The organism is Pseudomonas putida (assembly GCF_001941965.1).
Classification (GTDB): domain Bacteria; phylum Pseudomonadota; class Gammaproteobacteria; order Pseudomonadales; family Pseudomonadaceae; genus Aquipseudomonas; species Aquipseudomonas putida_L.
In genome coordinates this window covers 296,250-310,162 of record NZ_MKZO01000036.1, presented here as the reverse complement: position 1 = coordinate 310,162, position 13,913 = coordinate 296,250, and the positions used below count along the sequence as shown (strand labels likewise).

Genomic DNA, 13,913 nt, shown 5'->3' with positions numbered 1-13,913 from the left:
CATTTGTCTTGGCGGGGTTGTCGCGGCTGGAGGCGGGGGCATAATGCGCGAGTATGCCCTTGCAGCCAGGACTTCATGAATGACCCAGATCAGCGTTGAACGTAAACACAGCCTCGGCCGCGAGGCCGCCCGTCAGAAGGCCCAGGCCCTGGTCGACAAGCTCTCCCGCGAGTACGACCTGAAGGCCGAATGGAAGGGCGACCGGGTCGAGGTCAAGCGCAGCGGCGCCAATGGCAGCGTCGAGATCGGCGACGACACCATACGCGTCGAGCTGAAGCTGGGCATGATGCTGTCGATGATGGGCGGCACCATCAAGGCCGAGATCGAACGGGCGCTGGACAAGGCGCTGGCTTGACCCGCTTCAAGCTTCAAGCCACAAGCTGCAAGTAACCTGTGGTGTTGCGCAGATCGTGTGATCACCTCGGTCCTCTTGCAGCTTAAAGCTTGAAGCTTGTGGCTCCATTAGGGTGTCGATTCTAATTTTTCTCCGTAACTTGGCCTGCAATCCCCGATCCGTGGGTAGTTCTTCCATTCCCTTAATGAGTGCGAGGTGCAGAACATGGCCAAAGTGATCCTGAAGAAAAAAGACGAAGTCCAGAGCAGCCTGGGCGAAGTGCGCGGCTATGCGCGCAAGATCTGGCTGGCGGGCCTGGGTGCCTACGCCCGTGTCGGCCAGGAGAGCGCCGACTATGTGAAAGACCTGATCAAGGCCGGTGAAGCCGTGGAAAAACGCGGCAAGAAAACCATCGATCGCGAGCTCGATGCGGCCAACAGCGAGCTCGATTCCGCCAAGCAGGAACTGCGCAGCGTGAAGGGCAAGGTCGAAGTTCAGCTCGATAAAATCGAAAAGGCTTTCGACGCGCGGGTCGCCAGCGCCTTGAATCGTATCGGCATTCCGTCTAAACATGACGTGGAGACACTTTCCGCCAAGCTCGATGAGCTGACGGCATTGCTCGAACGTGTCGCGGGCAAACAATAAGGAGAGCGGGATGGCTGGCAAGAAGACTACTGAGAAAGAAGGCAGCTCCTGGGTCGGCGGGATCGAGAAGTACTCCCGCAAGATCTGGCTGGCGGGCCTGGGTATCTACTCCAAGATCGACAAGGACGGCACCAAGCTCTTCGACGATCTGGTCAAGGATGGCGAGAAAGCCGAGAAGCAGGCCAAGAGCAGCGTCGACACTGCCAAGGAGACCGCCAAGTCGGCGACCTCCCGCGTCGGCGATGTGAAGGACCGTGCGCTGGGCAAATGGAGTGAGCTGGAGGAAGCGTTCGACAAGCGCCTGAACAGTGCCATCTCGCGTCTCGGTGTACCGAGCCGCAATGAGGTCAAGGCATTGCACAGCCAGGTCGACAAGCTGACCAAGCAGATCGAGAAGCTCACCGGGCAGTCGGTTACCCCGGTTTCTTCCCGTGCTGCGGCCAAGCCGGCTGCTGCCAAGCCGCTGGCCAAGGCGGCACCGAAGGCGGCGGCCAAGCCTGCGGCGAAAACTGCAGCGGCGAAACCGGCAGCCAAGACTGCGGCGGCGAAACCAGCTGCTGCCAAACCAGCGGCCAAGCCTGCGGCGGCGAAAACCGCTGCGGCCAAACCGGCGGCCAAGCCAGCTGCGAAACCTGCAGCCGCCAAGCCGGCAGCCAAGCCTGCTGCGGCGAAGAAGCCGGCAGTGAAGAAGCCAGCAGCGCCGAAACCTGCCGCTGCCAAGCCAGCCGCTCCGGCGGTCAGCGCAGCGCCAGCGGCCAGTGCTGCACCGGCCGCCAGCAGCGCCCCGGCGCCATCGGCACCGGCAACGCCGACCAGCCAGACCTGATCACAGGCGGCTGCTGCAAACAAAACGCCCGGCTCAGTGCCGGGCGTTTTGTTTTGTCCTTTAGGCCCTCATCGCTGGCAAGCCAGCTCCCACAGGTACAGTGCCGCTCTCAAGGGCAGTGGTGACCCTGTGGGAGCTGGCTTGCCAGCGATGAGGCCATCAGCCTTCCAGATACCTCAAGGCCAACTGCTCCGCCGCATGCCGCGACGGCAGCTCCAGGTGCGGCGCCACCAGCATCATGATCTGGTACACCACTACCCCCACCTCGGCCTCCCTGGCCAGCACCCGCTGGTAATCCAGGGAGAACAACAAGGTCAGGGTAATCTGCTCCACCAGTTGCCCCAGCGCCCGGGTATCACTGACCACCTGCCCCTGCGCCTTGAGATTGGCCAGCAAGGTCGCCAGGGTGCGCTTCAGCGCATTCAGCAGGTTCCTCATCCCCCGCGCCAGCTTCGGCAAACGCCCGGTCAGGTTCGACAGGTCCTGAAACAGAAACCGGTACTGCGCCATGCGCTCGACGATCAGGTGCAGGAACAGCCAGTAATCCTCGGCATCCAGCCTGACCTCCAGCGGCGGATCGAGCAGCGGCGTCAGCTCTTCCTCGAAGCGCTCGAACAACCCCAGCACCAGCGGCTCCTTGCCGTGGAAGTGGTAGTACAGGTTGCCCGGGCTGATCCCCAGTTCGTTGGCAATCTCCAGCGTCGAGACATTCGGCTCGCCCTGCGCGTTGAACAGCAGCAGGGCACATTCGAGGATACGGTCGCGGGTTTTCATCCAGTCCTCTGATCAGCGCACCAGCACGTAGTTGCCAGGTGCGGGCTCCATGGCCGGGTAGCTGGCGCTGCCCAGGGTGGTGCCGGTTTCACGCAGGGCGCCGGAACGCGCCTGCATCCAGTCCAGCCATAGCGGCCACCAGCTGCCCTCGGTCTTCTCGGCGTCGTAGTACCAGGCCCGCGGGTCGCCGCTGAGCTTGGGGTTGAGCACGTAGTGGGCCTTGGGGTTGCCCGGCGGGTTGATGATGCTCTGCACATGGCCGCTGTTGGACAGCACGAAACGCCGCTCGCCCCCCAGCAGCAACGCCGAACGGTACACCGCGTCCCACGGGGTGATGTGGTCGTTGTGCCCGCCCACGTGGAAGCTGTCGACGGTGATCTTGCCCAGGTCGATCGGCGTGCCGCACACCTCCAGCCCGGCCGGGTGGGCCAGCGGGTTGTACTTGAAGAAGTCCAGCAGGTCGCCGTGCAAGGCGGCCGGCAGCCGCGTGGTGTCGTTGTTCCAGTAGAGGATGTCGAACGGCGGCGGCGTCTTGCCCAGCAGGTAGTTGTTGACGAAGTAGTTCCACACCAGGTCGTTGGGCCGCATCCAGGCGAAGATCCGCCCCATCTCGGCGCCATCCAGCACCCCGTGCTGATAGGAGCGGCGCTTGGCGGATTCGAGGGTCTCCTCGTCGGCGAACAGGCTGGCGGCACTTTCCAGCTGGGTGTCCAGCAGGCTGACCAGATAGGTGGCGCTGTGCACCCGGCGCAGTTGCCGCTTGGCCTGCAGATGGCCCTGCAAGGCGGCCATGGTCAGGCCCCCGGCACAGGCGCCCATCAGGTTGACGTCGCGGCTGCCGGTGATCGAGCGGCAGGCGTTCATCGCCTCTTCCAGCGCCGCCACATAGCTCGACAGGCCCCACTCGCGGTGGCGTGGATCCGGGTTGCGCCAGCTGATCATGAACACCTGGAGGTTGTTCTTGAGCATGTACTGCACGTAGCTGTTGGCCGGGTTGAGGTCGAACACATAGAACTTGTTGATCTGCGGCGGCACGATCAGCAGCGGCCGGGCGTACTGCTTTTCGCTCATCGACTTGTACTGGATCAGCTCCATCAGCTCGTTGCGAAACACCACCGCGCCGGGGGTGGTGGCCAGGTTGCGGCCGACCTCGAAGGCGTCCTTCTCGACCTGGCGCGGCATGCCGTTGTTGTGGCGCAGGTCGTCGAGCAGATGGCCAAGCCCGCGCACCAGGCTCAGGCCGCCGGAGTTGAATACTTCCTTGACCGCCAGCGGGTTGAGCAGGGTATTGCTCGGCGACACGGCGTCATTGAGCAATGTGAAGAGAAAATGCGCGCGGGTGCGATCGTCCTCGCTCAGGCTGCTTTCCTCGATCCATCGACGCGTCTGTTTCTGCCAGGCCAGGTACGCCTGCAGGCCACGCCGGTAGAAGGGATTGTGGCTCCAGGCCGGATCACTGAAGCGGTTGTCCCGCGAGCCGGGTTGATGCAGCGTATCGCCGAGCAGCACACGGCCGAGTTGCCCGCCCAGTTCGAGCATGTGCCGGGCGGTATAGAACGGATGCCGCAGCCCGTGACGGCCGACGCTGCGCAGGGTCGAGATCAGGTCGCGGCCGCGCACGCCGGTGATCGCGCTCTGCACGTTGATATAGGTGGCGGGGGTGGGCGCCACGGCCTTCGTGGGTTTGTCTTTCATCGGGCAACACTCCGTCGTCGAGCCATCGACAAACTGAACCTGGATTCATGAGCGACCCCACCTCGTCCAGCGCGCCCGCATGCTTCGACGCTCCTGTCGAAAGTGCGGGCGATGAGGGGCGGTTCAGGCGCTCGGGGCGGGCCGGGGATGCATGACCGCGCGTTGCCGTTCCTGCTGCAGGAACTTCATGATGATCGGCGCCACGGCCTCGGCACGGGTAATCAGAAACAAATGTCCATCGTCGATTATGTGTAGCTGGGCATTGGGAATTCGCCAAGCGAGAAAGCGCATATTGATCAAGGGGATCAGCGGATCGTCGTCGCCGGCCAGCACCAGGGTCGGTTGCTGGATCTTGTGCAGCCAGTGGGCGCTGGTCCAGCCGAGGCCGGCGAACAGTTGCCAGTAGTAGCCGAGCTTGCCCCCGGAGCGCACCTTGGAAGCATGGGACAGGGCCAGGTCCGGGTCGCGGCGGAAGGCGCCGCCGTAGATCAGCGGGGCGATGCGGATCACGTGGGACGGCTGCACGTAGCGTCGCGGGCTGGCCATCATCCACAGCACCTTGGGCTTGCCCGGCACCATCACCGCACCGGCGGCGGTGGCGGCCAGCACCAGTTTCTTGCAGCGCTCCGGGTAGTCGTGGGCGAACTGCTGGGCCAGGGCGCCGCCCCAGGACACGCCGATGGCATTGACCTGGCCATAGTCGAGGTAGTCGAGCATGCGCGCGGCCAGCTTGGCCAGGCCGGGGAAGCGATAAGGATGCTTGGGCGTCGAGGAACCACCGACCCCGGGTACGTCGAAGGCAATGACTTCGAGGTCCGGGTCGAGGGCCTGGATAAAGGGGAAGACCAGCTCAAGGTTGGCGCCGATGCCGTTGAAGATCAGCAGCGGCGTCAAGTGCGGCTTGCCGGGACGAACCGCGGTGCGGATGGTCTGGCCATCCAGGTCGACGGTTCGGAAAACGTACGGTTGCGGCATGCGCGGACCCTGTTGGCTAATAAGGCGCCGCCGGTTTCAGGCCGGCGGCGCGGCGCTTTCAACGCTCGTGGACGTAAGTGCCCGGCGACGCCTCGCCTGCCGGGTAGGCCTTGTTGCCGAGTACGCCCGGCGCCGGTTTCAGCTCGCCGGAGCGCTCGCTCAGCCAGTTCTGCCAGTACAGCCACCAGGAATCGGTGTGCTTGTTGGAGTTCTCCTGCCACTCGTTGGCGTCGGCAGGCATCTCCTTGCTGGTCATGTAGCGTGCCTTGGGGTTGCCCGGCGGGTTGAGGATGCTCTGGATGTGTCCACTGTTGGACAGCAGGAACTCGACGTTGCCTCCGAACAGTTGCGCCGACTTGTAGCAGGACTGCCAAGGGGTGATGTGGTCGGCGGTGCCGGCGACGCAGAAGATATCGGTGGTTACCTGCTTCAGGTCGATCGGCGTGCCGCACACTTCCAGGGCATCGGGACGGGTCAGCGGGTTATTCTTGAACATCTCGATCAGGTCGCCGTGGAAGGCCGCGGGCAGGCGCGTGGTGTCGTTGTTCCAGAACAGGATGTCGAACACCGGCGGCTCGTTGCCCAGCAGGTAGTTGTTGACCCAGTAGTTCCAGATCAGGTCGTTGGGGCGCATCCAGACGAACACCTTGGCCATGTCGCGGCCCTCCAGGACCCCGGCCTGGTACGAATGGCGCTTGGCCGCCTCGAGGGTCTGCTCGTCGACGAACAGCGCAACCTGGGTGTCGAGAGTGGTGTCGAGCACGCTGACCAGCAGGGTCAGGGCATTCACCTTGCGCTCGCCCAGTGCGGCGTAGTGGCCGACCAGCGCGGTGCAGGTGATGCCGCCGGAGCAGGCGCCGAGCATGTTCAGGTCGTCGCTGCCGGTGATTTCCAGGACCACGTCGACCGCTTCCTTGAGCGCGTCGATATAGGTCGACAGGCCCCACTCGCGCTGGGCCTTGGTCGGGTTGCGCCAACTGACGATGAAGGTCTGCACGGTGGAGCGCAGGCAGAAGCGCGCCAGGCTCTTTTCCGGGCTGAGGTCGAAGACGTAGAACTTGTTGATCTGCGGCGGCACCACCAGCAGCGGCCGCTCGTGGACCTGCTCGGTGATCGGGCCGTACTGGATCAGCTCCAGCACATCGTTGCGGTACACCACCGAGCCTTCGCTGGTGCCGAGGTTCTTGCCGACCTCGAAAGCTTCCATGTTCACCTGGCTGGGCATGCCGCCGTTGTTGACCATGTCCTTGGCCAGGTTGGACAGGCCGTCGAGCAGGCTCTTGCCGCCGGTCTCGAAGAAGCGCTTGACCGCCGCCGGGTTGGCCATGGTGTTGGTCGGGGCCATGGCTTCGGTCATCAGGTTGATGACGAAGTGGGCGCGGCTGATATCGGTGTCGGACATGCTGCTGTCGCCGACCCAGTCATGCAGCTCCTTGCGCCAGGCCAGGTAGGTCTGCAGGTAGCGGCGATACAGGGGGTTCTGGCTCCAGGCCGGATCGTTGAAACGACGGTCGTCGCTTTCCGGCTGCAGGCTGGATTTACCGAAGATCACGTCTTTCAGCTCCATGCCGAAGTGCGCGACGTGCTTGGCGCTGTGCAGCGGTTGCCGGATGGCCTGGCGCAGCACCATGCGGGCAGAAGTCAGCAAATCCTTGCGGCGCAAGCCTATGACCGGGTTCAGACCCAGGGTGTTTTCCGAGGCTTGGCGCTGCAGGTCATCGTTACTCTTGTTGCTCATCTACGACGCTCCGTTGTCCTGAGACGAGTACCGGTTCGGCGACTGGTAATGCACAGACCAATGCCGGTACTGCTGCTCGGGTGACCAGTGATAAACGAGTTGCGATCCTGCGGCCGGCCGAGAGGGGCGCTGAGCGTTGCGGACTTTATGTGTGCGCGTGAAGACAGCCTGCTTTCGCTCGCGTTCTCTACCTGCCGGCCCGTTCCCTGCCTTCGTGCTGAAGGATGCAGGGAACCTGCCAGACCCATTGGTTACCCGACTTTCCATCAATGCGCAAGCCGGCCAGATGATGGCCGCTGCCGTGGGCATTCAAGCAGATCGGGTTAGAAAATGCGCTCTAAAACAGCAGAGTGCCGGACTAGAGCATCAGCTTGATGACAGACTCGGAAGGGTCGCGGGATTTGCCGGCGGCGGCGAGATCGGCGAGATATTCAGCCCACAGCTCATCCTGGCGCAGGCACAGCTGCTCGAGGTATTCCCAGGTGAACAGGCCGCTGTCATGGCCGTCGTCGAAGGTCAGTTTCAGTGCGTACTGGCCGGCGGGTTCGATCTTGTCGAGGCCGACGTTGATCTTGCCAAATTGCAGGATGGGATTGCCGTGGCCCTGGACCTCGGCGGAGGGGGAGTGCACGCGCAGGAACTCGGCGGGCAGTTGGTACACCTCGCCCGGGCCGTAGGTCAGGCTCAGGGTCTTCGAGGCTTTGTGCAGGTTGATCGCGGTGGGCAGGCGGGGCATTTCGACGGGGCTCCTTGGCTTCAAGCTTCAAGCTACAAGCTGCAAGAGGGCGGTGTCGAGCTTGCGTTTGCTGCTCTCCTGAAAGAACGCAAGCTGCAAGGCGACACAGGTCGCTTGCAGCTTGCGGCTTAAAGCTTGCAGCTGGGGTTAGAGGATGTAGCGCGACAGGTCTTCGTTCTGCGCCAGTTCACCGAGGTGGCTGTTGACGTACTCGGCGTCGATGCGGATCGGCGCTTCGTCGTGGGCGGCCGCCAGGTCGCCGGCGCTGAACGACACCTCTTCGAGCAGGCGCTCGAGCAGGGTGTGCAGGCGACGGGCACCGATGTTCTCGGTCTTCTCGTTGACCTGCCAGGCGATCTCGGCCAGGCGCTTGATGCCTTCCGGGGCGAACTCGATGTGCAGGCCCTCGGTCTTCAGCAGCTCGGTGTACTGCAGGGTCAGCGAGGCATGTGGCTCGCTGAGGATGCGCTCGAAGTCTTCCGGGCTCAGGGCCTTGAGTTCGACGCGGATCGGCAGGCGGCCTTGCAGCTCGGGGACCAGGTCGCTCGGCTTGCTCAGGTGGAAGGCGCCGGAGGCGATGAACAGGATATGGTCGGTCTTGACCATGCCCAGCTTGGTGTTGACGGTGCAGCCTTCGATCAGCGGCAGCAGGTCGCGCTGCACGCCTTCGCGGGACACATCGGCGCCGCCGACGTTGCCGCGCTTGGCCACCTTGTCGATCTCGTCGATGAACACGATGCCGTGCTGCTCGACCGCTTCCAGGGCCTTGCCCTTGAGCTCTTCCTCGTTGACCAGGCGCCCGGCTTCTTCGTCACGCACCAGCTTGAGGGCTTCTTTCACCTTCAGCTTGCGGCTCTTGCGCTTGCCCTTGCCCATGTTGGCGAACAGGCTTTGCAACTGGTTGGTCATCTCTTCCATGCCCGGCGGCGCGGAAATGTCGACACCCACGGCCTCGGCCACTTCGATCTCGATTTCCTTGTCGTCCAGCTGGCCTTCGCGCAGGCGCTTGCGGAACAGCTGGCGGGTGTTGGAGTCGGCGCTTGGCGCGGCGTCTTCGTTGAAGCCGGCGCGGGCCGGTGGCAGCAGGGCGTCGAGGATACGGTCCTCGGCGGCGTCCTCGGCGCGGTGGCGCACGCGGACCATTTCCTGCTCGCGGAGCATCTTGATCGCGGCGTCGGCCAGGTCACGGATGATCGACTCGACGTCGCGGCCGACGTAACCGACTTCGGTGAACTTGGTCGCTTCGACCTTGATGAACGGCGCGTTGGCCAGCTTGGCCAGGCGGCGGGCGATTTCGGTCTTGCCGACGCCGGTCGGGCCGATCATCAGGATGTTTTTCGGCGTCACCTCGGCGCGCAGCTCGGCGGGGAGCTGCATGCGCCGCCAGCGGTTGCGCAGGGCGATGGCGACGGCGCGCTTGGCGTCGTCCTGGCCGATGATATGGCGGTTGAGTTCGTGGACGATCTCGCGGGGGGTCATGGACATGGTATGTGGTGGTCCCGTGGCAATGCATTCAGCGTGGAAAAGCCCGGCGGTGTATCCGGGCGCCAGATCAGCTGAATCACTCGGCCAGGTCCTGCTCCTCGATGGTCAGGTTGTGGTTGGTGAACACGCAGATGTCGCCGGCGATGTTCAGGGCGGTCTCGGCGATTTCCCGGGCCGACAGGTCGGTCTTGTTCAGCAGGGCGCGGGCGGCGGCCTGGGCGAAGGCGCCGCCGGAGCCCATGGCGATCAGGCCGTCTTCCGGCTCGACCACGTCACCGTTGCCGGTGATGATCAGCGAGGCGTCCTTGTTGGCGACCGCGAGCATGGCTTCCAGGCGGCTCAGGGAACGGTCGGTACGCCATTCCTTGGCCAGCTCGACGGCGGCGCGGATCAGATGGCCCTGGTGTTTTTCCAGCTGGCCTTCGAAGCGCTCGAAGAGGGTGAAGGCGTCGGCGGTGGCGCCGGCGAAGCCAGCGATGACCTGGCCGTGGTACAGGCGCCGGACCTTCTTGGCGTTGCCTTTCATCACGGTGTTGCCGAGGGAAACCTGGCCGTCGCCGCCCATGACGACTTTGCCGTGGCGACGAACTGAAACGATGGTGGTCAAGGGAGAGTCTCCACGCAGCGGGGCGAAAATGCCTGTGCAGACTGATATGGGGGTGGGGGGAAGGATTTCAACCTTGGGGGACGGGTGGTGCGACCTTGGTCGGAGACTGCGGTGCCCCAATCGCTGGCAAGCCAGCTCCCACAGGGATCACCTCAGGCCTGAGCCTTGCAGTGAACCTGTGGGAGCTGGCTTGCCAGCGATGCTTTTGAAGCCTCAGCCTTCGTGGCTGATATGCCCATCCACCACGGTATAACGCACGGCACCCGGCAGGCAGTGGCCGATGAACGGGCAGTTGTCGCCCTTCGAGCGCCATTGCTCGCCCGCCACGGTGGAGGCTTGCGGGTCGAACAGCACCAGGTCGGCAGCAGCGCCGGTCTTCAGCTCGCCTACCGGCAGGCGCAGGGCTGCGGCAGGGCCGGCCGAGAGGCGCTTGAGCAGGGTCGGCAGGTCTAGGAGACCATCCGCGACCAGGGTCATCGCCAGCGGCAACAGCACTTCCACGCTGCTGATCCCCGGCTCGGTCGCGCCGAACGGCGCCAGCTTGGCATCCCGCTCGTGAGGCTGGTGATGGCTGGAGATCGCCTGGATCACCCCGGATTTCACCGCTTCACGCAGGCCGTCGCGGTCGGCGCGGGTGCGCAGCGGCGGTTGCACGTGGTACAGGCTGGAGAAGTCCACCAGCGCTTCGTCGGTGAGGATCAGCTGGTACAGCGCCACATCGGCGGTCACCGGCAGGCCACGGGCCTGGGCCTGGGCGATCAGCTGGGCGCCACGGGCGCTGGTCAGCTGGCTGAAGTGGGCGCGCACGCCGGTCTGCTCGACCAGCAGCAGGTCACGGGCCAGGGCCACGGTTTCCGCAGTCTCCGGAATGCCCGGCAGGCCGAGGAAGCTGGCCATGGCGCCTTCGTGGGCCAGGCCGCCAGCGGCCAGGTCGCGGTCCTGGGAGTGGAAGATCACGGTCAGGTCGAAGGTCGCCGCGTATTCCAGCGCCCGGCACAGGGTGCGAGTGTTACGGAAGCTTTCCAGGCCGTTGCCGAACGCGACGCAACCGGCATCACGCAGGGCCACCAGTTCGGCCAGTTGCTCGCCTTCCAGGCCCTTGCTCAGGGCGCCGATCGGGAACACCTTGGCATGACCGGCGGCACGGGCACGGTCGAGGATCAGTTCGGCCACGGCCGAGGTGTCCAGCACAGGTTTCGTGCGCGGCGGGCAGCACAGGCTGGTGACACCACCGGCAGCGGCGGCGCGGGTTTCGCTGGCGATGGTGCCCTTGCGGCTGTAGCCGGGCTCGCGCAGGGCGACGCTGAGGTCGACCAGGCCGGGTGCAGCGACCAGGCCGGCAGCGTCGATGCTGCGCGCCGCCTTGAAGCCGGTCGGGGCGGCACCGATGGCGACGATCTTGCCGCCTTCGACATGCAGGTCGGTGACCTGGTCCAGGCCGCTGTTGGGGTCGATGACCCGGGCGCCGAGGATGCTGAGGGTCACTGGGCGTTCTCCTGCTCGAATTGACGTTGGGCGTTCTGCCCGCTCATGGCCATGGACAGTACCGCCATGCGCACGGCGATACCGTAGGTGACCTGGTTGAGGATCACCGAGTGGGCGCCGTCGGCCACCGCCGACTCGATTTCCACGCCGCGGTTGATCGGCCCCGGGTGCATGACGATGGCATCCGGCTTCGCCCCGGCCAGGCGGGCGGTGGTCAGGCCGAACAGGCGGTAGAACTCGCCCTCGCTCGGCAGCAGGCCTCCGGCCATGCGCTCGCGCTGCAGGCGCAGCATGATCACCACGTCGACGTCCTTCAGGCCCTCGGCGAGGTCGGTGTAGACCTTCACGCCGTACTGCTCGATACCGATCGGCAGCAGGGTTTTCGGGCCGATCACGCGGATATCCGGGCAACCCAGGGCTTTCAGCGCGAGCATGTTCGAGCGCGCCACCCGCGAGTGCAGGATGTCGCCGACGATGGCCACCGAGAGATTTTCGAAACCGCCCTTGTGCCGACGGATGGTGAGCATGTCGAGCATGCCCTGGGTCGGGTGGGCGTGACGGCCGTCGCCGCCGTTGATGATCGCCACCTCGGGGCAGACGTGCTCGGCAATGAAGTGGGCAGCGCCGGAGTCGGCGTGGCGCACCACGAACATGTCGGCGGCCATGGCCTCGAGGTTGCGCAGGGTGTCGAACAGGGTCTCGCCCTTGCTGGTCGAGGAGGTCGACACGTTCAGGGTGATCACGTCCGCCGACAGGCGCTGGGCGGCCAGTTCGAAGGTGGTGCGGGTGCGGGTGGAGTTCTCGAAGAACACGTTGCACACGGTCTTGCCGCGCAGCAACGGGACTTTTTTCACCGCCCGGGCGCCGACTTCGAGGAACGAGTCGGCGGTATCGAGGATTTCGGTGAGCAGCTCGCGGGGCAGGCCGTCGAGCGAGAGGAAGTGGCGCAGCTGGCCCTGATCATTGAGCTGCAGCGGGCGCTTGGCGTCGATTGGCGTCATCGCGGGGGACTCTTAAAGGGCGGAAGCGGAGGCGAGGTCCTGGCGCTCGAGGGCGAGCGGCGCGGGGCCGGTCAATTTTACCCGTTCATGGGCGGCCAGGGACAGGGTCGCGCCGACCACGTTCGGACGGATCGGCAGTTCGCCGGCATCCAGATCGAGCAGGCAGACCAGGGTCACGCTGGCCGGACGGCCATAGTCGAAGAGTTCGTTGAGGGCGGCGCGGATGGTCCGGCCGCTCATCAGCACGTCGTCCACCAGCACCAGGTGCTGGCCTTCGATCTCGAACGGCAGCTCCGACGGGCGCACCTGCGGGTGCAGGCCGTTCTGGCTGAAATCGTCACGGTAGAAGGAGACGTCGAGGGTGCCGAGGGGTTCCTGGCTGCCCAGCTCGTCCAGCAGGGCCTGGGCCACCCAGACGCCACCGGTACGGATACCGATATAGCGCGGCTCGGCGATGTTGCGCCGACTCAGGTGGGCGCGTAGGTCGACGGCCATCTGCCGGATCAGGTCGGCGGGATTGGGTAGGCTCATGCTTGCTCCTCAAAAGGCCGGGGCAGTGAGGCTGGCCCGGCTTGTAACCGATGATCGGGGGTTACGACTGCGCGGTATTGGCCTCCAGCCAGCCTTGCAGGAGCAGGGCGGCGGCGATGGCATCGACCGGGTTGTCGCGGTAACTGCCGCGCTGGCCGCCACGGGCCATGCGCTCGCCCTTGGCCTCGAAGGTGGTCAGGCGCTCGTCGTGGGTGTGTACCGGCAGGTTGAAGCGGCCGTTCAGGCGGCGGGCGAACTTCTCGGCGCGCTCGCTCATTTCGCTGGGCGTGCCGTCCATGTTCAGCGGCAGGCCGACGACAATGGCATCGGGCTTCCATTCCTTGATGAGTTTTTCCACCTGGTTCCAGTCCGGCACGCCGTTCTGCGCTTTCAGCGTGCACAGTTCGCGGGCCTGGCCGGTGATGACCTGGCCGACGGCGACGCCGATCTGCTTGCTGCCGTAGTCGAAACCCAGCAGCAGACGAAGCTCGGCCATCAGGCGTGCCCCGCCTGGCTGGTCAGCAGGCTGAGGTTGATGCCCAGGCGTGCGGCGGCAGCGTTCAGGCGCAGCTCGGTGTCGGTGCCGAAGAGGATCTGGGCGTCGAACGGGCAGTTCAGCCAGGCGTTGTCGGCCAGTTCCGCTTCCAGTTGCCCGGCTTCCCAGCCGGCGTAGCCGAGGGTGATCAGGCTCTGCTGCGGGCCGCGCCCCTCGGCGATGGCGAACAGCACGTCCTGGGAGGTGGTCAGGGCCAGGCCGTCGAGCTGGATGGTGGCCTGGTAGGACTGCTCCGGCGTGTGCAGGACGAAACCGCGATCGGTCTGCACCGGCCCGCCGATATAGATCGGTACGTTGACGCTGAGCGGCGACGGTTCTTCCTCGGGGCGCAACTGCTCGAGGATATCGGCCAGGTTCAGCTCCTGCGGACGGTTGATCACCAGGCCCATGGCGCCACTCTCGTTGTGTTCAACGATGTAGGTCAGGGTATGGGCAAAGTTCGGGTCGGCCATGTGGGGCATGGCGATCAGGAACTGATGCTTGAGGTAACTCGGGCTGAAATTTTTCATAGCGGCTAGTGTGGCG

15 protein-coding genes are annotated in these 13,913 nt (G+C 64.9%); 3 read left to right on the top strand and 12 right to left on the bottom strand.

Annotation, left to right across the window (positions count from 1 at the left end; all coding sequences use genetic code 11):
* Nucleotides 1-79 precede the first annotated feature (79 nt).
* From PSEMO_RS20915 to PSEMO_RS20905, 3 genes are all read left to right on the top strand, one after another.
* The gene (locus PSEMO_RS20915; protein WP_075804873.1) at nt 80-355 is read left to right on the top strand and encodes a polyhydroxyalkanoic acid system family protein; all 276 of its coding nucleotides are present in this window, start codon (nt 80-82) and stop codon (nt 353-355) included.
* Between the two features lie 204 nt (nt 356-559).
* Nucleotides 560-979: a phasin family protein gene (locus PSEMO_RS20910; protein WP_075804988.1), complete on the top strand. Its 420-nt coding sequence runs from the start codon at nt 560-562 to the stop codon at nt 977-979.
* 10 nt (nt 980-989) lie between these two features.
* Nucleotides 990-1,805 (top strand): phasin family protein, encoded by an 816-nt coding sequence (locus PSEMO_RS20905; protein ID WP_075804872.1) that lies wholly within the window; start codon nt 990-992, stop codon nt 1,803-1,805.
* Between the two features lie 159 nt (nt 1,806-1,964).
* On the opposite strand, the gene PSEMO_RS20900 is transcribed toward PSEMO_RS20905, so the two are convergent.
* The 12 genes from PSEMO_RS20900 to PSEMO_RS20845 all read right to left on the bottom strand — a co-directional run bounded on the left by PSEMO_RS20900 (nt 1,965) and on the right by PSEMO_RS20845 (nt 13,897).
* On the bottom strand, nt 1,965-2,579 hold the full coding sequence (locus PSEMO_RS20900) for a TetR/AcrR family transcriptional regulator (RefSeq protein ID WP_075804871.1): 615 nt from the start codon (nt 2,577-2,579) through the stop codon (nt 1,965-1,967).
* Nucleotides 2,580-2,591: 12 nt separating this feature from the next.
* Nucleotides 2,592-4,274, bottom strand: a complete 1,683-nt coding sequence (gene phaC, locus PSEMO_RS20895; RefSeq protein ID WP_075804870.1) for a class II poly(R)-hydroxyalkanoic acid synthase — start codon at nt 4,272-4,274, stop codon at nt 2,592-2,594.
* A 123-nt stretch (nt 4,275-4,397) separates the two neighbouring features.
* Nucleotides 4,398-5,249 (bottom strand): poly(3-hydroxyalkanoate) depolymerase, encoded by an 852-nt coding sequence (gene phaZ, locus PSEMO_RS20890; RefSeq protein WP_075804869.1) that lies wholly within the window; start codon nt 5,247-5,249, stop codon nt 4,398-4,400.
* A 58-nt stretch (nt 5,250-5,307) separates the two neighbouring features.
* The gene (gene phaC / locus PSEMO_RS20885) at nt 5,308-6,987 is read right to left on the bottom strand and encodes a class II poly(R)-hydroxyalkanoic acid synthase (RefSeq protein ID WP_075804868.1); all 1,680 of its coding nucleotides are present in this window, start codon (nt 6,985-6,987) and stop codon (nt 5,308-5,310) included.
* Nucleotides 6,988-7,345: 358 nt separating this feature from the next.
* Complete coding sequence (locus PSEMO_RS20880) at nt 7,346-7,723, bottom strand: gamma-butyrobetaine hydroxylase-like domain-containing protein (RefSeq protein WP_075804867.1); 378 nt, start codon at nt 7,721-7,723, stop codon at nt 7,346-7,348.
* 147 nt (nt 7,724-7,870) lie between these two features.
* Complete coding sequence (gene hslU, locus PSEMO_RS20875; RefSeq protein WP_075804866.1) at nt 7,871-9,208, bottom strand: ATP-dependent protease ATPase subunit HslU; 1,338 nt, start codon at nt 9,206-9,208, stop codon at nt 7,871-7,873.
* Between the two features lie 76 nt (nt 9,209-9,284).
* Complete coding sequence (gene hslV, locus PSEMO_RS20870; RefSeq protein ID WP_075804865.1) at nt 9,285-9,815, bottom strand: ATP-dependent protease subunit HslV; 531 nt, start codon at nt 9,813-9,815, stop codon at nt 9,285-9,287.
* A 213-nt stretch (nt 9,816-10,028) separates the two neighbouring features.
* Nucleotides 10,029-11,300 (bottom strand): dihydroorotase, encoded by a 1,272-nt coding sequence (locus tag PSEMO_RS20865; RefSeq protein WP_075804864.1) that lies wholly within the window; start codon nt 11,298-11,300, stop codon nt 10,029-10,031.
* Nucleotides 11,297-12,301, bottom strand: coding sequence for an aspartate carbamoyltransferase catalytic subunit (locus tag PSEMO_RS20860; protein WP_075804863.1), 1,005 nt, complete (start codon nt 12,299-12,301; stop codon nt 11,297-11,299). The genes PSEMO_RS20865 and PSEMO_RS20860 overlap by 4 nt, the downstream gene beginning before the upstream one ends.
* A 12-nt stretch (nt 12,302-12,313) precedes the next feature.
* Nucleotides 12,314-12,832 (bottom strand): bifunctional pyr operon transcriptional regulator/uracil phosphoribosyltransferase PyrR, encoded by a 519-nt coding sequence (pyrR, locus tag PSEMO_RS20855; RefSeq protein ID WP_075804862.1) that lies wholly within the window; start codon nt 12,830-12,832, stop codon nt 12,314-12,316.
* A 61-nt stretch (nt 12,833-12,893) separates the two neighbouring features.
* Nucleotides 12,894-13,328, bottom strand: a complete 435-nt coding sequence (gene ruvX, locus PSEMO_RS20850; protein WP_075804861.1) for a Holliday junction resolvase RuvX — start codon at nt 13,326-13,328, stop codon at nt 12,894-12,896.
* Complete coding sequence (locus tag PSEMO_RS20845) at nt 13,328-13,897, bottom strand: YqgE/AlgH family protein (RefSeq protein WP_075804860.1); 570 nt, start codon at nt 13,895-13,897, stop codon at nt 13,328-13,330. The genes ruvX and PSEMO_RS20845 overlap by 1 nt, the downstream gene beginning before the upstream one ends.
* Nucleotides 13,898-13,913: the final 16 nt, after the last annotated feature.

Excerpts from the sequence above, each read along its gene's own strand:
- PSEMO_RS20845 (WP_075804860.1), bottom strand. The coding sequence starts at position 13,897 with ATGAAAAATTTCAGCCCGAGTTACCTCAAGCATCAGTTCCTGATCGCC.
- hslU (WP_075804866.1), bottom strand. The coding sequence starts at position 9,208 with ATGTCCATGACCCCCCGCGAGATCGTCCACGAACTCAACCGCCATATC.
- phaC (WP_075804870.1), bottom strand. The coding sequence starts at position 4,274 with ATGAAAGACAAACCCACGAAGGCCGTGGCGCCCACCCCCGCCACCTAT.
- pyrR (WP_075804862.1), bottom strand. The coding sequence starts at position 12,832 with ATGAGCCTACCCAATCCCGCCGACCTGATCCGGCAGATGGCCGTCGAC.
- phaZ (WP_075804869.1), bottom strand. The coding sequence starts at position 5,249 with ATGCCGCAACCGTACGTTTTCCGAACCGTCGACCTGGATGGCCAGACC.
- PSEMO_RS20915 (WP_075804873.1), top strand. The coding sequence starts at position 80 with ATGACCCAGATCAGCGTTGAACGTAAACACAGCCTCGGCCGCGAGGCC.
- PSEMO_RS20900 (WP_075804871.1), bottom strand. The coding sequence starts at position 2,579 with ATGAAAACCCGCGACCGTATCCTCGAATGTGCCCTGCTGCTGTTCAAC.
- ruvX (WP_075804861.1), bottom strand. The coding sequence starts at position 13,328 with ATGGCCGAGCTTCGTCTGCTGCTGGGTTTCGACTACGGCAGCAAGCAG.
- PSEMO_RS20860 (WP_075804863.1), bottom strand. The coding sequence starts at position 12,301 with ATGACGCCAATCGACGCCAAGCGCCCGCTGCAGCTCAATGATCAGGGC.
- phaC (WP_075804868.1), bottom strand. The coding sequence starts at position 6,987 with ATGAGCAACAAGAGTAACGATGACCTGCAGCGCCAAGCCTCGGAAAAC.
- PSEMO_RS20910 (WP_075804988.1), top strand. The coding sequence starts at position 560 with ATGGCCAAAGTGATCCTGAAGAAAAAAGACGAAGTCCAGAGCAGCCTG.
- PSEMO_RS20880 (WP_075804867.1), bottom strand. The coding sequence starts at position 7,723 with ATGCCCCGCCTGCCCACCGCGATCAACCTGCACAAAGCCTCGAAGACC.
- PSEMO_RS20905 (WP_075804872.1), top strand. The coding sequence starts at position 990 with ATGGCTGGCAAGAAGACTACTGAGAAAGAAGGCAGCTCCTGGGTCGGC.